At 72.9% G+C, this 20,625-nt stretch carries 17 protein-coding genes; 7 read left to right on the top strand and 10 right to left on the bottom strand.

Annotated elements, in window-relative coordinates:
- Window positions 1–49 precede the first annotated feature (49 nt).
- The 10 genes from BJ964_RS25480 to BJ964_RS25435 all read right to left on the bottom strand — a co-directional run bounded on the left by BJ964_RS25480 (window position 50) and on the right by BJ964_RS25435 (window position 12,331).
- Window positions 50–2,422, bottom strand: coding sequence for an ATP-binding protein (locus tag BJ964_RS25480; RefSeq protein WP_188123032.1), 2,373 nt, complete (start codon window positions 2,420–2,422; stop codon window positions 50–52).
- A gap of 120 nt (window positions 2,423–2,542) precedes the next feature.
- Window positions 2,543–3,208, bottom strand: coding sequence for a class I SAM-dependent methyltransferase (locus BJ964_RS25475; RefSeq protein ID WP_188123031.1), 666 nt, complete (start codon window positions 3,206–3,208; stop codon window positions 2,543–2,545).
- Entirely contained in the window at window positions 3,205–4,629 is a 1,425-nt protein-coding gene (locus BJ964_RS25470) for an NAD(P)/FAD-dependent oxidoreductase (protein ID WP_188123030.1), read from the bottom strand. Before BJ964_RS25470 ends, BJ964_RS25475 begins: the two co-directional genes overlap by 4 nt.
- Window positions 4,626–5,972 carry an alpha/beta hydrolase gene (locus BJ964_RS47390; protein ID WP_203832724.1) on the bottom strand — a complete coding sequence of 449 codons (1,347 nt, stop codon included), beginning with the start codon at window positions 5,970–5,972 and terminating at the stop codon, window positions 4,626–4,628. Before BJ964_RS47390 ends, BJ964_RS25470 begins: the two co-directional genes overlap by 4 nt.
- The gene (locus tag BJ964_RS25460; RefSeq protein ID WP_188123029.1) at window positions 5,969–6,895 is read right to left on the bottom strand and encodes a Gfo/Idh/MocA family protein; all 927 of its coding nucleotides are present in this window, start codon (window positions 6,893–6,895) and stop codon (window positions 5,969–5,971) included. Before BJ964_RS25460 ends, BJ964_RS47390 begins: the two co-directional genes overlap by 4 nt.
- Complete coding sequence (locus tag BJ964_RS25455) at window positions 6,892–8,019, bottom strand: Ldh family oxidoreductase (RefSeq protein WP_188123028.1); 1,128 nt, start codon at window positions 8,017–8,019, stop codon at window positions 6,892–6,894. The genes BJ964_RS25460 and BJ964_RS25455 overlap by 4 nt, the downstream gene beginning before the upstream one ends.
- Window positions 8,020–8,025: 6 nt before the next feature.
- Window positions 8,026–9,324 (bottom strand): M20 family metallopeptidase, encoded by a 1,299-nt coding sequence (locus BJ964_RS25450; protein ID WP_203832723.1) that lies wholly within the window; start codon window positions 9,322–9,324, stop codon window positions 8,026–8,028.
- The gene (locus BJ964_RS25445; protein WP_188123027.1) at window positions 9,321–10,208 is read right to left on the bottom strand and encodes a sugar phosphate isomerase/epimerase family protein; all 888 of its coding nucleotides are present in this window, start codon (window positions 10,206–10,208) and stop codon (window positions 9,321–9,323) included. Before BJ964_RS25445 ends, BJ964_RS25450 begins: the two co-directional genes overlap by 4 nt.
- Entirely contained in the window at window positions 10,201–11,235 is a 1,035-nt protein-coding gene (locus BJ964_RS25440) for a Gfo/Idh/MocA family oxidoreductase (protein ID WP_188123026.1), read from the bottom strand. Before BJ964_RS25440 ends, BJ964_RS25445 begins: the two co-directional genes overlap by 8 nt.
- Before the next feature lie 16 nt (window positions 11,236–11,251).
- Window positions 11,252–12,331 (bottom strand): polyprenyl synthetase family protein, encoded by a 1,080-nt coding sequence (locus tag BJ964_RS25435; protein WP_188123025.1) that lies wholly within the window; start codon window positions 12,329–12,331, stop codon window positions 11,252–11,254.
- 464 nt (window positions 12,332–12,795) lie between these two features.
- On the opposite strand from BJ964_RS25435, the gene BJ964_RS25430 reads away from it, so the two are divergent.
- From BJ964_RS25430 to metK, 7 genes are read left to right on the top strand one after another with little or no spacing between them, the layout of a single operon-like run.
- Complete coding sequence (locus BJ964_RS25430) at window positions 12,796–13,974, top strand: DegT/DnrJ/EryC1/StrS family aminotransferase (protein ID WP_229807228.1); 1,179 nt, start codon at window positions 12,796–12,798, stop codon at window positions 13,972–13,974.
- Window positions 13,971–15,086 (top strand): DegT/DnrJ/EryC1/StrS family aminotransferase, encoded by a 1,116-nt coding sequence (locus tag BJ964_RS25425; RefSeq protein ID WP_203832722.1) that lies wholly within the window; start codon window positions 13,971–13,973, stop codon window positions 15,084–15,086. Before BJ964_RS25430 ends, BJ964_RS25425 begins: the two co-directional genes overlap by 4 nt.
- A 33-nt stretch (window positions 15,087–15,119) precedes the next feature.
- Window positions 15,120–15,950: a class I SAM-dependent methyltransferase gene (locus BJ964_RS25420; protein WP_188123024.1), complete on the top strand. Its 831-nt coding sequence runs from the start codon at window positions 15,120–15,122 to the stop codon at window positions 15,948–15,950.
- On the top strand, window positions 15,947–16,894 hold the full coding sequence (locus tag BJ964_RS25415; protein WP_188123023.1) for a UbiA family prenyltransferase: 948 nt from the start codon (window positions 15,947–15,949) through the stop codon (window positions 16,892–16,894). Before BJ964_RS25420 ends, BJ964_RS25415 begins: the two co-directional genes overlap by 4 nt.
- A 40-nt stretch (window positions 16,895–16,934) precedes the next feature.
- Window positions 16,935–18,251, top strand: coding sequence for a nucleotide sugar dehydrogenase (locus BJ964_RS25410; RefSeq protein WP_203832721.1), 1,317 nt, complete (start codon window positions 16,935–16,937; stop codon window positions 18,249–18,251).
- Entirely contained in the window at window positions 18,235–19,464 is a 1,230-nt protein-coding gene (locus BJ964_RS25405; RefSeq protein ID WP_188123022.1) for a benzoate/H(+) symporter BenE family transporter, read from the top strand. Before BJ964_RS25410 ends, BJ964_RS25405 begins: the two co-directional genes overlap by 17 nt.
- Window positions 19,461–20,624: a methionine adenosyltransferase gene (gene metK, locus BJ964_RS25400; protein ID WP_188123021.1), complete on the top strand. Its 1,164-nt coding sequence runs from the start codon at window positions 19,461–19,463 to the stop codon at window positions 20,622–20,624. Before BJ964_RS25405 ends, metK begins: the two co-directional genes overlap by 4 nt.
- Window position 20,625: the final 1 nt, after the last annotated feature.

Raw genomic sequence — 20,625 nt, 5'->3', positions numbered from 1 at the left:
CCGGTACGCGCGCCGGAAGCGAAACATGGACCTCGGCCACGACAGATCTCTAGCCGGCATCGGCACGCCCGGCGGCCTCGGCGTAACCGGTGGACTCGGCGCCCCGCTGCTGCGAGATCCACTGAGCCACGTGCACCCGCGACGGCAGGTCGAGCTTGCGCATGATCTGCCGGACGTGGTTGATCACCGTCCACTCCGACAGTTCGAGGCGCTTGGCCACTTGCCGGTTCGTCATGCCCTGCCCGACCAGCATCGCGACCTGGAACTGCCGGGCGGTCAGGGTGCGGGCGCGGCTGCCGTCGAGGATCTCGACCGGCTCGGCGCCGGGTGCGGACAGCAGGTCCAGGGTCGCGGCGGCGGCGCTGGACCGGCCGCCGGTGCGCCACGCGGTCTCGAAGGCCAGGGCTCCGAGCCGGGTACGGACGTCGTCCGCCGCGGTCCGCAGCGCCGCCGATTCGTGGGGCAGCAGCGTGATGCCGGCGCGTTCGCGCACCGCGTCGGCGGTGCCGAGCACCCGGGCGACCCGGGTCTCCTGCCCGGCCACACAGGACAGCAGCAGCAGCGCGGCGTGGGTCATCCCGCGGCCGAGCTCACCTTCGGCGCCGACCTCGTACAGCATGCGCAGGCTGCGGCGGTGCAACTGGTCGGCACGTTCGACGGCGCCCTCGGCGTCGGCGATGACGGCGGCCTGGCGCAGGGCCAGGGCCTCGCCGTAGGTGTCGTCGAGGCGCCGGTACGCCGCGAGCGCGGTCTCCGCGTGTTCCGCCGCGGCGACCAGGTCACCGTTGCGGATCAGGACGTCGGCGAGGCTCAGGCGGACGGCCGCGGCCGCCGCGGGCCGGGACTCGTCGAGGGCCGGCAGGATTCTGGCGGCCGGGTCGCGGCCGGTGCCGGAACCGGCGAGCAGGCGTGCCGTGCGGCCGCGGGCCCGGGCCTGGAGCGCGTCGGCGGGGTCGCCGACCGCATCGGCCAGCACGTCCACCGCCCGCTCGTGCCGCGAGGCGGCGGCGCCCGGGTCGCCGATGGCCATGGCCAGCTGGCCGGCCGCGTCCCGGACCCGGGCGGCGAGCGACGGGTCGGTCTCGGCGCACTGCTCGGCGGCGGCGTCCAGCAGCCGCAGGCCCTCCGCCGCGCGGGTGTCGATCAGGAAGTACCGGTGCAGGTTCAGGCAGTGCGCGGCCACCTCCCGGTGCAGGCCGCCGGCGCTCAGGTGGGTCAGGGCCGCGAGCAGATCGTCGTGGACGGTGCGCAGCCGGCTCAGGGCGGTGGCCTGGGTGCTGCCGTCGAGGGCGGGCCCGGTCCGGGCGGCGAGCGCGGCGAAGTAGCGGGCGTGGCGGTCCCGTGCGGCCTCCAGCTGTCCGGGGATCCGGGTGAGCCGGTCCCGGCAGTGCGCCGCCATGGTCCGCAGCATCCGGAACCGCGGCTCGTCGCCGGTGTGCTCCGCGGCCGTGATCAGGCTCCGGTCGGCGAGGGCCTCGACCGTGTGCTCGGCCGCATCGGGGGTGAGCTCGCACAGCTCCTCGACGGTTCGCAGGTCGAAGCCGTCGAGGCAGAGGCTGAGCCGGTCCAGGGCCTCCCGCAGCGGCGGTTCGAGCGCGTCGAGGCTCCACTCGATGGTGGCTGTCAGGGAACGCTGACGGGGATGTGCGGCCACATGTCCCCCGGTGAGCACACCGTTGCCGGCGCGCACCCGGGTCAGCATCGTGGCGAGGGAGAACAGCCGTAGGCGCCCGGCGCACAGCTCGATGGCCAGCGGCAGTCCGTCGAGCCGGGCGCAGAGCCGCGCGACCACGGCGGCGTTGTCCGCGGTGAGGGCGAAGGCGGGGTCGACGGTCCGGGCACGCTGGACGAAGAGCGCCACCGAGGCGTACTCCTCGATCTCCAGCGGGTCGGCCCGGGCACCCTGGCGCGGCGTGGGCAGCGGGTCCACCCGGAACAGGCGCTCGCCGTACACCCCCAGGGCTTCCCGGCTGGTGGCCAGCACCCGCAGCCGGGGCGCCGCGGTGAGGAGGTGATGCAGCTCGGCGGCGAGGCCGGCGGCCCGCTCGCAGCCGTCGAGCACCAGCAGCAGTTCGTGCCCGTCGCCGGCGCCCGGCGGGAAGACCCGGTCGGCGAGGGCGGCGAGCGCCGCACGGCCGTCGGTCACCCCGGCCAGATCGGCGATGACGACGTCGACCGGGTGCTCGTCGGCGGCGAGCTCGGTGGCGGCCAGGGCCAGGCGGGTCTTGCCGACCCCACCCGGCCCGGTCAGGTTCAGGATGCGGAGGTCCGGGGAGAGCAGGTGCCCGGTGAGCGTCGCGAGTTCCTCGGTGCGGCCGACGAGCGGCAGGAGCGAACCGACCGGAATGAATCCTGAGGAGCGCTCGATCGTTTCAGTAACCCCCGGTAAATGATCACGCGACACCTCATAGCCCCCGTACATCTGATGAAGATCACCAATCGGTAAGCGAGCCGTTACATCGGCTCTCGTCGTCCCATTAGATAGTTCTCCCACCTTCCGGGCGCAGATCGCCAGGCGTGATTGACATTACATAAACGTCGATCAAACCGTTGATCTCTCGCCCGCGACACCGACGGCGACGTACACCCAGCCGAAGTAGCGTTCCAGCATGCGCATGGTCTCCGCATGGCGGTCCACCTCCTCGAAGGGCTTGCGCCGCACCATCTCCAGCGTCCCGCCGAACGGCGCCACCATCGGCCCGATCGCCGGCACCGCGAAATTCGGCCACCAGCGCGGCAGCTTGTAGTCCAGCACCACGAACCGGCCGCCGGGCGCCAGCGCATCGAACCCGTGCTGGACCACCGTGCCGAATTCCCTGATCAGGGTCAGCGAGAAGCACGCGATGATGCCGGCGGTGTCCTTCGGGAAGACGAACCTGGTCAGGTCCGCCTCCTGCAACGTGACGTTGGTCAGACCGTGCTGGCGCACCCGGTCGTCGGCCCGGGCCAGCATGGCGTCGGTGAGATCGACACCGATGACCCTCCCGGTCGGACCCACCGCCTTCGACAGCAGCGGCAGATTGTGGCCGGTGCCGCAGCCCGCGTCCACGACGGTGTCGCCCGGCTTGAGGTCGAGCTGCTGGACGGCCAGATGCTTGTAGGCCATCGTGCGCTGGCCGACCACGTACAGCCGGTTCGACAGGATGTCGTACCTGCCGGCCAGATTGCGGTAGACATCCACCATGCGGCGGTTCTCGTCGACGGTCATGACCGCTCCCCCTCGAAGATCAGGCCCCGGTCGGCCGGGGGTGTGACGGTGTCGATGACGGTCCGGCGGGGGCCGCGGAGCACCGCGGCCACGATGCCCGGCCGGAAGACCACGGTGGGCGGCGCGACCAGATGCGTCATGTCGAACAGCGCGCTGGCCGCACGCTGGTCGTCGGTGACCACCCGGAGCAGGCGCTGCATGTACCGGCCGGCGAGCCGGTCCGGCAGCGGCTGCCTGCCCTCGCGCGCCCAGGGGTAGCCCGAGTCGGCCGCCGCCGACAGCGCCCAGGCCGCGTTCACCTCGGCCGCGATCGGTTTGCGCAGGCGGGCCGCGAGCCCGGCCGGCAGGCGGCCGCCGTTGCGCTCCCGGGCCGCGGCCATCGCCCTGCCCACCGTCACCGCGGTCCGGGCGGCCACCGAGATGCCCTGGCCGTACGAGGGGTTGAAGGAGCCGAACGCGTCACCGGCCACGATGAACCGGTCCGGCCAGCGGGACAGCCGCTCGTAGTGCCGGCGGCGGTTCTCGGTACGGCCGGACCCGTACACCGGCGACACCGGGGTCGCGGTCCGCAGCGCCTCGTAGAGCACCGGGGTACGCAGTCCCCGCGCGAATTCCACGAAGCCGTCGTGATCGTGTGGCGGGCGTTCCCCGTTCATCCCGGTCACCGACACCATCCAGCGCCCGCCCTCGATCGGGTTGAGGATGCCCTGGCGCGGTTCCCGTTCGGTGGACTGGATCAGGATGCACTTCCAGTCGCGCCGCTGATCCGGCCCGGGCTCGAACACGCACGTCGCGTAGGAGGTCCGGGGGTCCACCACGGACTCCTCCGGCGCGTCGTACCCGAGGGCCCGCAGCCAGTTCGCCGCCTGTGAGGTGCGGCCCGTCGCGTCCACCACCAGGTCGGCCCGCAGGTCGCTCTCCTCGGTGCCGCCGCCGGCGGTCCGGGTGCGGACCCGGACCCCGGCGACGCCACCGTCCTCGGCGGCGAGCAGACCGGTCGCCTCGGTGGCCTCCAGCCAGTCGACGTTCGGGATCTCGCGAAGCCGGGACCGCACGTGATGGTCCAGCAGGTCGCGCGTCCCGGTCAGCACCACGTGCGGGCCGTCGAACCGGTTCACCCAGCCGCCGGCGACCAGCAGCAGCATGTCGCGGGGCATCCGGACCGGCACCATGCCGGCCGTGCGCAACTGGCCGGTGAGGCCGGGGAAGAGCTCGTCGAGCGCCCGCTGCCCGGCGGCGAGCAGGTTGTGGGTGTGCCGCGCCTGCGGCACACCGCGCCGCCAGGCGGGCCGGTCCGGCAGCGTGTCGCGCTCGACGATCGTCACCCGTTCCACGTGGTCGGCCATGACCCGGGCCATGACCAGGCCGGTGAGGCTGGCGCCGAGCACGATCGCGTGGCCGCCGACGGCCGGGGCGGTCACCGGAGGATCCCGTCGATCCAGGCGCCGGCGGCGGCGAACCACTCCGCGGCGTTCGTGTGCACGTTCAGCGCATGACCGGCGGCGGGGAGCACGAACACCTCCAGCCGGGCCGCGGGCGCGTACAGCTGACGCTCGTGCGCGAGGACCGTGGCGGCGTCACCGCCGCCGAAGATCCGGTCCTCGGCTCCCACCACCAGCAGGACCGGGACCTGTACGCCGGCCGGCACCGCCGGGTCGTAGATCCGCTGGAGGGTGCCGCCCTCGCCGAGGGTGACCGTCGACTTCGTCTCCTCGTGCCACTTGCTCAGCTCGGGTGTCACCGCGCCGGGGTGCTCGTAGAAGTCGGCCCGCTTTCCGGGCTGGGTGGTGAGGTACCCGTCCGGCGCGGCGTCCGCCTCGAACGCCGGATCGAGCGCCGCCGGGTAGAGCCCACCGGCGACCTCGTCGTGGAGCGGGCCGAGGCGGTGCTGGAGCCCGGTGACCACCACGCCGTCGAGGTCCCCGTGCTCGGCGGCCTCCAGCAGCGCCAGGCCGGAGCCGAGCGAGTGCCCGACCGCGACCACCCGGCGGAACGCGGGCAGGCCGGCGTGACCGGCCCGCAGCGCGGTGATCACCTGGTGCAGCACCGCGAGGTTGCCGTCCACGGTGACCTCGGTGGCCGGCGGCCGGCCGCTGCGCCCGGTGCCGATCCGGTCCAGGGCCAGCACGGCGCGACCGGCCCGGACCTGGTGTGCCACGTAGTCGTTCTCCCCGGGCAGCGTCCAGTACCGGCTGTCGTAGGTCAGTCCGGAGATCAGGACCTGAACGGACTCGGGGGTCTCGCCCTCGGGCAGGAAGAGCTCGGCGTGCACCGGGTAACGGACCGGATCGCCGTCGTGCAGCGCGACGTCGAACGTGATCGCACGGTTGGCTGACATGCTGTTCTCCTTCGGGAAACGCCGGGCTGGGCGGAACTGGATCTCGATCTCCGGCTTCAGGCCCAGGTCGGGTCCGGTGACCGGCACCGGGGTGTGGATCAGCACGTTGTAGTGGTTCGGGAAGTGGCAGCCGTCGAAGCCGAGCACCGTGCCCACCACCTCGCCGCCGATCACCACCTCGTCGCCGCGGTCCAGCACGCCGGCGTTGCCGACCTCGGCGAACCCGAGGAAGCCGACCCGGTCGATCCGGGCGCCCGCGGCGGTCTCGGTGTGGTCGGTGGTGACCAGCTCGTGCACCTCGCCGGCCCGCACGCAACGGCTCGCGAACGGCTCCAGGCTCATGCCGCGGTCGTCACGCCGGTGGACCAGCGTCTTGACGACCACCGCGCGGACCGGGCGCTTCGGCCCGTCCTCGGCCGGGTTCATCGCTCCTCCCGGGCGTACGTCTGCTCGACCAGCCGGAGCGCGGCGAGACCGTCCTCGGTACGGTGCGACGACGGCTCGCCCCGCACCGCCGCCGCGAAGTCGGTGAGCACCGCGACGTACTCGTGCCACAGCGAGCTCTTGAACTCGGAGTGGCCGGCCAGCATGTCGGCGTACACGGTGGTCCCGTCGGCCAGCCGTACCGTGACGTCCTTGGTCTCTCCGGGGTAGGCCCAGTCCAGCTCGACCCGGGCCGGGACCCCGCCGGCGGACCGCAGCTCCACGACGGCCTGCTGGTCGACGCCGGCGCCGTCCCGGGTCACCCGGACGTCCTCGACGGAGACCTCACCGAGGAAGAGCCGCACCAGGTCGTACGCGTTCGGCCCGTTGTCGGCGACGCAGCCGCCACCGCACCGGCCCGGGTCCAGGTACCAGCTGTCCGTGCCGGCGTGTTCCTCGATCTTCTCCAGGTACCGCACGGTCAGGCCGGCGATCGGCACCCCGGCCGGCAGCCCGTCGCGCAGCCGCAGGACGTTGTCGTTGTACCGGCGGTGGAAGGCGGTGAACAGGGTGAGCCCACGGGCACGGGCCAGATCGGACAGTTCGCGGCCCCCGGCGACGTCGAGGGCCAGCGGCTTCTCCACGCAGACCGGCAGGCCCGCGTTCAGCACGTCCCGGCAGATCTCCAGGTGCACGTCGTTCGGGGCGTTGACCACGACGGCGTCGATCCCACCGGCCGCCAGCATCTCCCGGTGGCCGGTGTACCGCCGCGCCCGCCCGGCGAACGGGGCGAGCACCTCCGGGCGCAGGTCGCACACCGCCTCGAGGCGGATGCCGGGCACCCCGGCGAACGCCTCGACGTAGAACCGGGAGATCACGCCGAGGCCGATCACACCCACCCGCAGCGTGCTCGACGACTCGCTCATCGCGCCACCTCCGGGAAGGCGACGCCGGTCTGTTCGGCGACCGTACGCAGTTCGGCCGCGAGGGCCGCGCCGAGCGGAACACCGTCTCGCCGGTACTCGCCGGCCCGCTCCGCCTCGTACCAGCCGGGGTAGCGGACCGCCTGGCCGGGCCGCACCGCCGGGCTGTCGAGCAGCGCGCCGAACAGCCCGGTGACGGTCTGCCGGAAGCCGTCCGCGCCGCGCAGTTCGCCGGGCGCGACGGCCAGGGCGAAGACACCGATGTCGTCGTCCCGGCCGGTGGGGCCGCCGTCGCCGCCGAACGCCTCCGGATCGGGGCCCAGGCCGGCTCCGGCGACCGCGGCCGCCAGCACCTCGACCAGCAGCGCGAGCCCGTACCCCTTGAAGGCGCCGGTCTCCGGCGAGCCGCCGAGCCACTGCACGTACGCCTCCCGCCGGTCCAGCGCGCCCGGGTCGGTGACCGCCCGGCCGCCGGTGTCCTCCAGCCAGCCCACCGGGATCGTCTCGCCGGCGCGCTCGGCCGCCCGGATCCGCCCGGTCGGCACCACCGTCGTGCTCATGTCCAGCACGAAGGGGTGGTGCGGGCCGGCCGGCGCGGCGATGCTCAGCGGGTTGGTGCCGAGCAGCGCGGGCCGGGCGCCCGGGGGCCGGGCGATCCGCTGCCGGCCGCAGTTGCCGGCCAACAGGCCGACCATGTCGTGCGGGACGGCGCGGGCCGCGTGGAAGCCCGCGCAGCCGAAGTGGGTGGCGTTGCGGATCGACACCAGGCCGACACCGTGCTCGCGGGCCCGTTCGACGGCGAGGTCCACCGCCTCGGCGGCCAGCCACAGGCCCAGCGCCCGGCCGCCGTCGAGCAGCACGCTGGCGCCGCGGTCGGCGAGCACCCGCGGTTCGGCGACCGGATCGGCCCGCCCCTCGGCGAACAGGGGCAGGTAGAGGCGGGTCAGATTGGCCAGCCCGTGCGATCGCACGCCGGTCAGGTCGCCGTGGCACAGGGCCTCGGCCGCCGTCCTGGCCCGAGCGGCCGGCACCCCGTGATGTTCGAAGACGCCGGTGGTGAAGGTGATCAGGTCCGGGTAGGCGACCGAGACGTCTCCGGTCACCGCCACGGTGCTTGCTGAGGTCATCGATGGTCAACTTTCGGTTCGGCTGAACTGGACCAGGACACGGCCGATCGCGGCGGCGTACCGCTCGAGGTCGGCCACGTCGACGTACTCCCCCGCCGCGTGTGCCCGGTTGGCGGCGAGATCGCCGGGCCCGAACACGGCGGTGTGCGCGCCGGGCACCCCCTGCATCCAGATGGCGTCGCAGGTGAAGCCCGGCTCGTCCGCCGGCCAGCGCGGCAGTCCGGCGTGCTCCTCCAGGAGCGCCCGGGCGACCGGGTCGGCGGACGGGGTCAGCGCGGGCAGGTCGCGCTTGAGCCATTCCAGGCGGGTCACCGCGGCGGCGTCGGTCGCGGTCCGGGCGAATCCCGGCCGGCCGGCGAAGACGGTACGGAAGGAGGCGAGCCCCTCGGCCACGGCCTGTTCGGTCGCGGCGGCCAGCGCCCGGCCCGCCTCCGGGGTGCCGTACGACAGGTTGAGCAGCAGGCGGCCCGAGCCGTACACCCGGTTGTGGGCGTCGCCGGTGTGCATCCCGGCGACGCAGACCTGTCCGCCCGCGGTCCCGGCGGACAGCGCCACGGCCAGGTGCTGGGCCAGGTAGCCGAGGAGCACTGTCGCGTTGTGCCCGGCGCCGGGCCGGTCGTCGATGGCGTCCTCCCCGTCGACCGACAGGCACGCGGTCATCGACGCGGTGCAGTGGTCCAGCAGCCGGCCGCCGGTCGGTTCGCAGAACAGGTTGATCCGGCCGGTGAAGCCGGCCCGCACCAGGGGCCGGGTGCCGAAGACCCCCATCGCGCCGCCCTCCTCGCCGGCCACCGCCTGGATCAGCACGGTGACCCGGTCGGTGAGCCGCGGCTCGGTCTCCAGTGCGGCGCGGACGCCGGCGAGCAGGGCCACCGCCGGGCCCTTGGCGTCCACCGCGCCGCGGCCGTGGATCCGGTCCGCCTCCTCCCGGACCGGCTCCAGGCCGGCGACCGTGTCGAGGTGGACGTTGAACATCACGGTGCGGGCGGCGGCCCGCCGCGGACCGAGCCGGAGCACCAGGCTCGGCTGGCAGGCGAGGAACCCCGGGTCGGCCGCCGCCCGCCGGACCGACTCCGGCACCCCGGTCCCGGTCAGGTCGGCGGCGGTCGGCGCCTCGTGCCGGGCCACCACGAAACCCTGCTCCGCCGCCGCGGCCGCGTAGGCACGCTGGGCCTGCCACAGACCGTCCGAGAGGACCCCGGTCTCCAGCGGGCTGACGGTGTCCACGGCGAGCAGGCGCAGCAGGAGGTCACGGTCCGCGCGCCGCAGCTCCACCTGCCCGGCCGGGATCTGCGGGGCGCTCACGTGCGGACCCGTAGTCGCGGGTCGGCGGTGCGCAGCAGCTCCTCGAGCCGCCGGCCGTACGCCACGAAGGCGTCCTTCCCGGCGGCCCCGGCGTCGGTCACGCCGGCGTGCGGCTGGACGTTGAGGTGCGGTTCGATGGAGCAGACCCCGGTCCAGTTCCGTTCGGCGAGCAGGCGCAGGCAGTCGGCGACCCGGCAGTCGCCGTCACCGGGACCGGTCCAGACCGGGGTGCCGGCCCGGACGACGCCGTCCTTGATGTGCACGTGCGCCACCGCGTCGACCACCTGGGTGAGGAAGTGGTAGCCCTGGTAGCCGTACGCCAGGCCGTTGCCGATGTCGAAGACGAGCCGTAGTGCGGGGCTCTGCACCGCGTCCAGCAGGCGCAGCGTCCGTTCGGCGCTCTCCCCCGCCCAGCCGGCACAGTTCTCGTGCAGCAGGACCAGTCCCTCGTCGGCCGCCTGGGCGGCGAGCAACCGGATCCGGCGGACCACCTCGGCGCCCCACTGTGCCGCGGTCAGCCCGTCGTTGGGGTAGGACATGATGCGCACGTACCGGGTGCCCAGCGCCCGGCAGCGCGGCGCGAGGGTGGCCAGCTCGGCGACATCGGCGCCCAGGTTGCCGCTGATCGGCCGGCCCCAGTTCGCGATCCGCGAGTCCACACAGGTCACCCGCAGGCCGGCCGCGGCGATCGACTCCCGGGCCTGCTCGAAGGCGCCGTCGCCGAGGTCGGCCAGAGCGTGGCCATCGACGTTGCGCAGCTCGATCGCCGACCAGCCGAGCCGGGTGTGCGCCTCGATCTGCCCGGCCAGATCGGGGGCCGCCTCGTCGCCGATGCCGCCCAGGGTGATGCCCGAGGGCGCCACGGTCAGCCGCCGCTCAGCCATGACTGGTCCCGGCGAGCGTCGGCGGCCGCGTCGCCTGCTCGGCCGCCGTGATCCGGGTCTTCGCCGCGCTGATCAGGCGTACCACGTCCATGTTGAGCAGCAGGTCCAGCTCGTGGTCGGTCTCGTCCCGGAACGCCGTGTACGCGCGCAGCATGAACTCGGTCAGCGAGTCGTCGACGAACATCTGCCGTGCGCCGGGATGGGCCAGTCCGGAGGTCCGCAGATGCGCGTAGTGGTCGGTCTCGCTGCTCGGGTAGAACCCGACGGCCTGTCCCCCGGTGAAGGTCAGGGTGATCCGCCGCTCGCGGATCGGCGAGGTGAGGTCGGTGAAGATGTGCGTACGGGCACCGGTGGCGTGTGCCAGGGTCAGCCGGCCGGTGCCCATCCGCGGGACCACCTGGTCGCCGGCGCGCATGTCGGTCCAGCCGGCGTCGACCAGCCGGGCGGGGCCGGCCAGGCGCAGCGCCACGCCGGTCGAGTGCGGCACCTCGACGTCGAGCGCGGTCGGGTGGCCGTCGCCGCGCAGCGTACGCCCGAGGCGCGGCTTGGTCTGGAGGATGTCGATGCGGCTGAGCGTGCCGAGCGTGCCGTCCGTGACCAGCCGGCGCAGGCCGGCGGTGAGGGTGCTGGCCAGCCACGGCGCCACCACCACCAGGTGCAGGCCGAGGCGGCGCCGCAGGTCGAGGATCTGCTCGGCCGAGGCCTCGTCGGTGGCCACCGGCTTCTCCACCAGGAAACGCCGGTAGCCCCTCGCGGCCAGCTCGCGCAGGACGCGAACCCGTACCTCGGGTGGGGTGCAGAGATGCACCACGGTCTCGTCCGGCGGCGCCACGGCGGGGGCGGTGGCCAGGTCGGCGAGCGACCGCAGGTCCGGCTCGGGGGCCGGTGCGGGCGCGTACGGGTCGTGGACCACGATCGGCGCGCCCGTGAACAGGCCGGCGTGCCGCCCCTCGCGCAGCCTGCGCAGGACGGGCAGGTGCAGGCCGTGGCCCGAGCGCCCGAAGCCGATGATCAAGACATGGAACATGACGGTCTCCCCCTCGTCACCGGTCGCGGTAGGCGACGTGATTCGCCGTCAGCCGCAGTGCCGGATCCCAGCCGGGTGACAGGTCGACCCCGTCGAGGGCGGTTCCGGCCTCGGCCACCAGCTCGTCGATGTGCTTCTCCACCTGCTCGCGTACCCCGAGCCGGTCGAGCTCGCCGATCAGCGTCGCGGCGCCGGTCCCGGCATCGGTCTCGGCGCGGTCGAGCAGGTCGCCGATCCGGTCGTTCTGGGCGGCCGCGAGGGCCAGGAGCAGGGTCATCTTGTGCCCGGCGACGTCGAGTCGGGACGGCTTGCCCGAGGCGGCGGAGTCGCCGTACGTGTCGATCAGGTCGTCGCGAAGCTGGAACGCCTCGCCGAGCGCGTCGCCGAAGCGGGTGAACGGCTCGATCAGATCGGGCCGCCCGGCCAGGACGGCGCCGAGGGCGAGCGGCCGCTGGATGCTGTACCGGCCGGACTTGGCGATGGCGATCCAGCGGGCCAGCGGGGCGTCGAACCGGCGCCCGGCCGCCGCCCGCAGATCGAGGAACTGCCCGACGAGGACCTCCTCGCGCAGCTCGAACCAGATCCGGCGGGCGTCGGCGGGCAGGTCGGCCGTCAGCCGGTCGGCGTAGCCGTGCGCCAGGTCGCCGGCGAGGATCGCCACCGCCTCGCCGTAGCGGCGGGACTCTCCGGCCCACCCGGCGGCGCGGTGCTGATCGGCGTGGTGCTCGTGGGCGGTCGGCCGGCCGCGGCGCAGCGCCGAGTCGTCGAAGACGTCGTCGTGCAGCAGCAGGAAGGCGTGCAGCAGTTCGATCGCCGCGGCCGCGTCGACGACCGGCCCGGACGCCGCCTCGTCACCGCCCGCGGCGAGGTAACCGCTGATCACGAGGGACGGCCGGAGCCGCTTGCCCCCGGATCCGACCAGCGTCTCGATCGCCTCGACCGGGGCGGCCGCCAGGTCGTGCACCGCGGACCACCGGGCGCGCTCGCCGGCCAGCAGCTCGCCGATGCGTTCGTCGGCGCGGGCGAGCAGGCGGTCCCGGGCCGCGGCCGCGGCCTGAGCGGCCGGCGGCAGGCCGGTTTCCTGATCTGCGGACATAAATGAAGCCCCCGATCCACCACTGCTGAACTGAAATTGAACGCGCGGAATCCGGTCGGCTGCCGATAACCGAGTAACGCCTGAAAGGAGGCCGGATGCCGCCGGAAGAGGCCCGGCAGCGCGTCGGCTAATACGCTCGGGGACCACCGCGTACCTTGTCAAGGACATTCGGGCGTTGCTAAATAGACTGATATAACGGGCAAATGGCACCAGGAATGCCCGATAAATCCGGTCTGCCCCCTCCCCTGGCAGGACCCTGGCAAGGCATGGCTGGTTCTTGTTATGGCCGCCGATAGGCATTGCCAGAAGCTGTCAGTTGTCGCTGGAGATAGCCGTGACCTAGGCTTCGTCGAGGTTGCCCACGATCGACCACGATTGACGTCGGCGAATCTTTCGAAACATTCTCCGGGTTGTCCACGACCTGTAAAGAGACTCCCGCATTCACCGATTCTGAGGAGCTGCGCGTGAAGCCAGCAACGGCACCACCTGCCGGTGTCCCGTTCTTCACCCAGGCGAAAAGCTTCGACGCCAGGTGGCCGGAGATCGCCCGGCACCTCCACGACGTCTTCGACCGCGGCAAGTTCTCGCACGGCCGCAAGGTCGAGGAACTGGAGCAGGCGATCGCCGGCTACACCGGCGCCCGGTTCGCGGTGGCCGTCAACAACGGCACGGACGCCCTGACGCTGCTGCTGCGCGCCGCCGGGATCGGCCCGGGCGACGAGGTCGTGGTGCCCGCCTTCACCTTCGTGGCGTCGGCCAGCTCGGTGGCGCTGGCACGGGCCCGCCCCACCTTCGCCGACATCGACCCGGACACCTACGGCATCGATCCCGCCTCCGCCGAGGCGGCGATCACGCCCCGGACCGCCGGGATCATGCCGGTGCACCTGTTCACGCAGATGTGCGACATGGAGGGTGTGCTCCAGGTCGCCGCCCGGCACGGGATCACGGTGCTGGAGGACAGCGCCGAGGCGATCGGCATGCGCTGGGACGGGCGGCACGCCGGGCTGCTCGGCGCGGGTGGCGTGCTCTCGTTCTTCCCGACCAAGACGCTCGGCGCGATCGGTGACGCCGGAATGATCATCACGGACGACCCGGGGATCGCCGACCGGGCCGGCACGCTGCGCCACCACGGGCGCATCGGCCGGACCATCGACCACATCGCGGGGATCTCCAACCTCTCCGGCGCCTCCGGCACCAACAGCAAGATGGACGATCTGCAGGCCGCGGTCCTGCTCGCCAAACTGCCGCACCTGGACGACGACATCGCCACCCGGGCCCGGCTCGCCGAGGCCTACACCGCGCGGCTCACCGGCGTGCCGGGGGTGCGGAAGACGCCGCGGGTGGTGACCCGGCCGGTGCCCACCGACTCGGTCTTCTACGTCTACCTGATCGAGGTGGACCGCCGCGACGACCTGGTCGCGCACCTCACCGCCCGGGGCATCGGCACCGAGGTCTACTACCCGATCCCGCTGCACACCCAACCCGTCTTCGCCGAGCTGGGCTATCGCCAGGGCCGGTTCCCGCACGCCGAGGCGGCCTGCCGGCACGCGGTCGGCCTGCCGTTCCACCCCGACCTGAGCATCGACGACGTGGACCGGGTGTGCGACGCCGTCCGCGAGTTCTACACCGGGAGCGCCGCGTGAATCTGCCCTTCTTCCCGCCCGACCTGTTCGAGACCGACCGCGACGCGATGCTCGCCCTGGTGCACGAGGTCGGCACGACACCGGACCAGAGATTCATCCTCGGCGAGCGCACCGCCCGGCTGGAGGCCGCGCTGGCCGAGATGACCGGCGCCCGGCACGTCATCGCCTGCGGCAGCGGGACCGGCGGGCTGGAGCTGAGCGTGCGGGCGCTCGGCCTCGGCCCCGGCGACGAGGTCATCGTGCCGGCCTTCTGCTGCCAGCCGGTCGCCAGCGCGGTGGCCAACGTGGGGGCGGTGCCGGTGTTCGCCGACATCGACCCGTGGACGCTGGTCATGGACCCGGTCGAGACCGAGAAACTGATCACGCCACGGACCCGGGCGCTGCTGCCCGCCCACGTCTTCTCGATCATGGCCGACATGCCCGCGTTCCGGGACATCGCGGCGCGCCACTCGCTGGCGCTCGTCGAGGACGCCGCGGTCGCCCAGGGCGCGGTGCTCGGCGACCACCCGGCCGGCCGCTGGGGTGACCTGGGGGTGTTCTCCTTCTTCCAGGTCAAGGCGTTCGGCACGCCGGGTGAGGGCGGCATGGTGCTCACCGACGACGACGAGCTGGCGCGGGCCTGCCGGATGATCCGCAACCACGGCCAGGACGGTGTGACCCGCTTCCTGCACCACCGGCTCGGCGTCAACAGCCGCTTCGACGAGGTGCTCGCCGCGTTCCAGCTGCACCGGCTGCCCGGCTTCGCCGACCGGCTGGAACGCCGGGCGCGGATCGCCGACTACTACACCGCGCGTTTCGCCGGGCTCGCCGACCGCGGGGTGCAGGCGCCGCCGCCCGGCCGCGACGGCCGCTGCTACTACGTCTACTCCCTGCTCGTGGACCGTCGTGACGAGATGCGGGCCTGGCTGACCGAGAAGGGCATCGGGTCGCACGTCTACTACCCGGTCCCCCTGCCGGAGCAGCAGGCCTTCGCGAACTTCGCCACGCCGGACCGGACCTGGCCGAACGCCCGCCGGGCCGGCCGCACCAACCTGGCCATCCCGATCTGGCCGCACCTCACCGACGCCGACGTCGAGTACATCGCCGACACCGTCTGCGCGTTCGTCTCCTGAGAGCCGCCGCCCGTGACCACTGGAGCCACCCACATGAATCTGCTCGAATCCTCCACCGACGACATCTCCTCCGGCTACGTCTTCGATCCCGGCTGGGACCGCGAGACCGAACGGCTGCGCACCAACGAGGCCCTCTGGGACCCCGGAACGGTCGCGCGCTTCGACCAGATCGGTGTCGCCCCCGGCTGGTCCTGCCTGGAAGTGGGCGCCGGGTACGGCTCCGCGGCCCAGTGGCTGGCCGACCGGGTCGGGCCCGGCGGCCGCGTGGTCGCCACCGATCTGGAGGTCGAGCGGCTGGGCTGGCTGAGCGGCCACCAGGTCGAGGTGTGGTGCCACGACCTGCGTTCCGACGACCTGCCGGCCGACGCGTTCGACCTGATCCACTCCCGGATGCTGATCCAGCACCTGCCGGACCGGGAGGCGGCCATCGCCCGGCTGGTCCGGGCCCTGCGCCCGGGCGGCACCCTCTTCCTGGAGGACACCGACTCGCTGCCGCTGTTCCGCAGCTTCCGCTCGACCGACTTCCTCCAGGACGTCCGGGAAGCCGGGTACGGGCTGATGGCCCAGGCCGGGCACGAGCCCCGCGGCGGCCACTTCGACCTCCAGGCGGCCCGGGCGCTCGGGCTGGACGCCCAGGCCGACGGGCGTGTGGTGATGGTGCGCGGCGGCTCCCCGCAGGCCCGCCACTACATGCTGTGGCTCGACTACATGCGCCCGAGGATCCTGGCGGCCGGGCTGCTCACCGCCGAGCGGATCGACGAGGCGCTGGCCGAGATGGCGGACCCGGAGAACTACTGGCTCAGCCAGATCCTCATCTCCACGATCGCCCGCCGGCCCTCCGGCTCACCGGGAGCCGGCCGATGACCGTGCTGCCGGTGACGCCACCGCTCGGCGACCGGCTGCGGGCGTACGCGAAACTGGCGAAGCTCTCCTTCTACGACTACTACCTCTGCGTCTTCGTCGTGTGGACGCTGCTCACCGCACCGGCGCGGACCGATCCGAGCACCTTCGCCGTGCTGCTGCTCTTCGATCTGGGCTGGGTCGGCGTGGTCGCGGCGACGGTCACCCTCGACGACGTGACCGGCTACCGCGACGGCAGCGACGACCGCAACTACGCGCCCGGGGCGGTGCTGCGCGACCGGGCCCGCAAGCCGCTGCTGAGCGGGGCGCTGACCGTCAGGCAGGCGGTGCGGTTCGGCTACGCGGCGGCGCTGTGGGGGGTGCTCTGCTGGACCGCGGCGATCCTGATCGCCCCGTACCAGCCGGTGGGGGCCATCGTGGCGGCCGCGTTCTCGGTGTTCATCAGCGTGCAGTACTCGTACGGCCTGCGGCTGAGCTACCGCGGCGGCCAGGAGCTGGTGATCCTGCTCAGCACGGCGCTCTGCGTGCTCATCCCGTACTGGCTGCTGGCCGGCTCGGTCAGCGGGCTGGCGCTGCTGGAGTCGTTCCTGTTCGGCCTGTGGAGCCTGCTCGTCTCGGTCTACTCGAACGTCAACGACGTCGAGGGCGACCGCGCGGCCGGCCGGCGCAACCTCGCCACCCGGGTGTCCCCGGACACCTACCGGGTGCTGATCGGCCTGCTGACCCTGCTCGAACCGGTGGCGATCGGCGTCGCCATCGCCACCGGAGCGGCGCCGTGGTGGTTCGCCCTGGTCTACCTGCCGGTGCTGCTGATCCGGCTCCGGCAGGTGGGCTTCGGCCTGCTGCGCGCGCAGCCCCTCGCCGCCCGCAAGCTGGGCATCACCGCGCACCGGACCGGGGTGGCCGTCCTGGTCGTGGCGAACCTGCTCATCTTCCACGTCCGCTGAGCACCGTACGCAATCGAACGCACGCACAAGGAGATCAGCGATGGTGACGCGCATCGAAGCCGGCCCGGCGCCGGCCACCGACGTCCACGACAGCGGCTTGCGGGTCGTCGTCGTGGGCCAGGGTTACGTCGGGCTGCCACTGGCCGTCCGGGCCGCCGAGGTCGGGCACACCGTCATCGGGTACGACGTGGACGAGCGCCGGATCAAGCGACTGGCGGCCGGCGAGTCGTACGTCGAGGACATCCCGGCCGAGCGGCTCGCCGCCGTGCTGGGCAGCGGCCGGTTCCAGCCCACGCTCGTCGAGGCCGACCTGGCCGGGTTCGACGTCGCGGTGATCACTGTGCCGACGCCGCTGCGCGACGGCGCGCCCGACCTGTCGTACATCGAGGACGCGTCCCGGACCCTCGGGCGGCATCTGCGGCCCGGCGCCCTGGTGATCCTGGAGTCCACCACCTATCCGGGCACCACCGAGGAGATCGTGGCGCCGCTGCTCACGGCGGCGTCCGGGTTGCGGCTCGACGACTTCCATCTCGGCTACAGCCCCGAGCGGATCGACCCGGGCAACCGGGAATGGCACCTGGAGAACACGCCCAAGCTGGTCTCCGGGCTCGGCGAGGCGGCGCTGCGGCGGGCCGAGCAGTTCTACGGCAGCGTCGTCGAGCGCACCGTCCCGGTCAGCTCGCCGAAGGTGGCCGAACTGTCCAAACTCATCGAGAACACCTTCCGGCACGTCAACATCGGCTTCGTCAACGAGGTCGCGATGTGCGCCGAGGAGCTCGGCATCGACGTCTGGGAGGCGATCGACGCCGCCTCCAGCAAGCCGTTCGGGTTCATGCGGTTCACGCCCGGGCCCGGGGTCGGCGGCCACTGCCTGCCGATCGATCCGCACTACCTGTCCTGGCGGGTGCAGCGCAAGCTGGGCAAACGGTTCCTGTTCGTGGAACTCGCCAACGACGTCAACGAGCACATGCCCAACTACGTGGTCAACCGGCTGTTGCAGGGGCTCAACCGGCAGCGGCAGGCGATCAACGGCTCGCGGGTGCTGCTGCTCGGGCTGGCCTACAAGAAGAACACCAGTGACGTACGGGAGTCGCCCGCCGTACGGGTCGCCGAACTGCTCGCCGCACGGGGCGCCGACGTCCGGGCCGCGGAGCCGCACGCCGTCGAGGCGCCCCCGCCGGGCGCCGGCGTCACCCGGGTCGAACTGACCCGCCAGGAGGTGGAGGCGGCCGACGTCGCGGTCATCCTGACCGACCACGACGACTTCGACTACGACATGGTCGTACGCCACGCGCGGTACGTCTTCGACTGCCGGAACCGGACGCCGGCCGGGCACGCCAATGTCGAACTCCTCTGAGCCGTCCCTGCTGCGCGACTTCTCGTTCCCGGCCGTGGTGGCCGGTCTCGTGGCCGCCCTGGTCTCCTACGCGGGCCCGCTCGTGGTCGTCATCCAGGCGGCCCGGGCGGCGCAGCTGAGCGACGAGCGGCTCGCGTCGTGGATCTGGGCGATCTCGATCGGCAGCGGGCTGGTCGGCATCGTGCTCTCCCTGCGGTACCGGATGCCGATCCTGGCGGCCTGGTCCACCCCGGGCGCCGCGCTGCTGGTCACCGGGCTCGCCGAGTACCGGTACGCCGAGGCGGTCGGCGCCTACCTGGTCGCCGGGGTGCTCACCGTCCTCGCCGGCCTGAGCGGGGTGCTGACCCGGCTGATGGCGCGCATCCCGGTGACGATCGCCGCCGCGATGCTGGCCGGCATCCTGCTGCGCTACGGCCTCGGCGCCTTCGGCGCCCTCGACGAGGCTCCGTTGCTGGCGAGCGTCATGATCCTGACGTACGTGGTGGCGCGGCGCCTGCTCCCCCGGTACGCCCTGGCCCTCACCCTCGCGACCGGGGTGCTCACCACGGCGGTCACCACCGGCCTGCACCTCGGCGGCGCCCGGCTCGACCCGGCCGTCCCGCTCTGGACGACGCCGCAGTTCAGTGCCGCCGCGCTGGTGGGTCTGGCGCTGCCGCTCTTCGTGGTCACCATGACCTCGCAGAACGCGCCGGGCTTCGCGGTGCTGAACGCGGCCGGCTACCACCCACCGGCCGGCCGGGTGGTGCTGGCGACCGGGGTCGCGTCGGTGGCGCTCGCGCCGTTCGGCAGCCCCGGCATCAACGTCGCGGCGATCACCGCGGCGATCTGCGCGGGCCCCGACGCCCACCCGGATCCGCGCCGTCGGTACATCGCCGGCCTGTCGACCGGCTTCTGGTATCTGCTGGTCGGCTCGGTGGGCATGGCGCTCGCCCAGGTCTTCCTGGCCCTGCCGTCGCACCTGGTGGCGCTGATGGCCGGGATCGCGCTGCTCGGCCCGCTGCTGAACGGCCTGGCCGGGGCGTTCGCCGAGCCGCGGGACCGGGAGAGCGCGCTGATCACGTTCCTGGTGAGCGGGTCGGGCATCACCGTGCTCGGTCTCGCCGCCCCGTTCTGGGGCCTGGTCCTCGGAATCCTGGCCCACCTGATCCTGACCCGGCGGCGCGTGCCCGGTCAGGCCCCACATCTCATCCCGGACAGCTGGAGAAGACGATGAACCTTCGCTTGTTCACCTCCGAGTCGGTCACGGAAGGCCACCCGGACAAGATCGCTGACCAGATCAGCGACGGGATTCTCGACGCCCTGCTCGCGCAGGATCCGCGTAGCCGTGTCGCGGTGGAGACCCTGATCACCACCGGCCAGGTGCACGTGGCGGGTGAGGTCACCACCCAGGCCTACGCCGACATCCCCAAGATCGTGCGCGACACCGTCCTGACCATCGGCTACGACTCGTCGAAGAAGGGCTTCGACGGCGCCTCCTGTGGGGTGAGCGTGTCGATCGGCGGGCAGTCACCGGACATCGCCCTCGGTGTCGACGGGGACTCCCTGGACTCGCAGGGTGCCGGCGACCAGGGCATGATGTTCGGTTTCGCCTGCTCGGAGACGCCCGAGCTGATGCCGCTGCCGATCGCGCTGGCGCACCGGCTGGCCCGGCGCCTGTCCGCCGCCCGCAAGGACGGCACGATCCCCTACCTGCGCCCGGACGGCAAGACCCAGGTCACCATCGAGTACGACGGCCTGCGCCCGGTCCGCCTGAACACGGTCGTCGTGTCGTCGCAGCACGCCGCCGACATCTCCCTCGAATCGCTGCTCACCCCGGACGTCCGGGAGCACGTGATCGCGCCGGAGCTGGAGGGTCTCGGCCTGGACACCGACGGCTACCGGCTGCTGGTCAACCCGACCGGCCGTTTCGAGATCGGTGGCCCGATGGGTGACGCCGGCCTGACCGGCCGGAAGATCATTGTGGACACCTACGGTGGCTACGCCCGGCACGGTGGTGGCGCGTTCTCCGGCAAGGACCCGTCCAAGGTGGACCGCTCCGCGGCGTACGCCACCCGCTGGGTCGCCAAGAACGTGGTGGCCGCCGGCCTGGCCGAGCGCTGCGAGATCCAGGTCGCCTACGCGATCGGCAAGGCCCACCCGGTCTCGCTGTTCGTCGAGACGTTCGGCACCGAGAACGTGCCGGTCGAGCGGATCGAGAAGGCCATCAACGAGGTCTTCGACCTGCGCCCGGCCGCGATCATCCGCGACCTCGACCTGCTCCGCCCGATCTACCAGCAGACCGCCGCCTACGGCCACTTCGGCCGCGAGCTGCCGGACCTGAAGTGGGAGAGCACCGACCGGGCGACCGATCTCAAGAGCGCGGCAACGGCCTGAG

The sequence above is a fragment of the Actinoplanes lobatus genome (assembly GCF_014205215.1).
Taxonomy (GTDB): Bacteria; Actinomycetota; Actinomycetes; order Mycobacteriales; family Micromonosporaceae; genus Actinoplanes; species Actinoplanes lobatus.
This window is presented reverse-complemented; position numbering and strand designations above follow the sequence as displayed.

Coding starts and splice junctions, on each gene's coding strand:
- BJ964_RS25480 (WP_188123032.1), bottom strand. CDS start 2,422: ATGTACGGGGGCTATGAGGTGTCGCGTGATCATTTACCGGGGGTTACT.
- BJ964_RS25475 (WP_188123031.1), bottom strand. CDS start 3,208: ATGACCGTCGACGAGAACCGCCGCATGGTGGATGTCTACCGCAATCTG.
- BJ964_RS47390 (WP_203832724.1), bottom strand. CDS start 5,972: ATGAACCCGGCCGAGGACGGGCCGAAGCGCCCGGTCCGCGCGGTGGTC.
- BJ964_RS25460 (WP_188123029.1), bottom strand. CDS start 6,895: ATGAGCGAGTCGTCGAGCACGCTGCGGGTGGGTGTGATCGGCCTCGGC.
- BJ964_RS25455 (WP_188123028.1), bottom strand. CDS start 8,019: ATGACCTCAGCAAGCACCGTGGCGGTGACCGGAGACGTCTCGGTCGCC.
- BJ964_RS25445 (WP_188123027.1), bottom strand. CDS start 10,208: ATGGCTGAGCGGCGGCTGACCGTGGCGCCCTCGGGCATCACCCTGGGC.
- BJ964_RS25440 (WP_188123026.1), bottom strand. CDS start 11,235: ATGTTCCATGTCTTGATCATCGGCTTCGGGCGCTCGGGCCACGGCCTG.
- BJ964_RS25435 (WP_188123025.1), bottom strand. CDS start 12,331: ATGTCCGCAGATCAGGAAACCGGCCTGCCGCCGGCCGCTCAGGCCGCG.
- BJ964_RS25420 (WP_188123024.1), top strand. CDS start 15,120: ATGAATCTGCTCGAATCCTCCACCGACGACATCTCCTCCGGCTACGTC.
- BJ964_RS25415 (WP_188123023.1), top strand. CDS start 15,947: ATGACCGTGCTGCCGGTGACGCCACCGCTCGGCGACCGGCTGCGGGCG.
- BJ964_RS25410 (WP_203832721.1), top strand. CDS start 16,935: ATGGTGACGCGCATCGAAGCCGGCCCGGCGCCGGCCACCGACGTCCAC.
- BJ964_RS25405 (WP_188123022.1), top strand. CDS start 18,235: ATGTCGAACTCCTCTGAGCCGTCCCTGCTGCGCGACTTCTCGTTCCCG.
- metK (WP_188123021.1), top strand. CDS start 19,461: ATGAACCTTCGCTTGTTCACCTCCGAGTCGGTCACGGAAGGCCACCCG.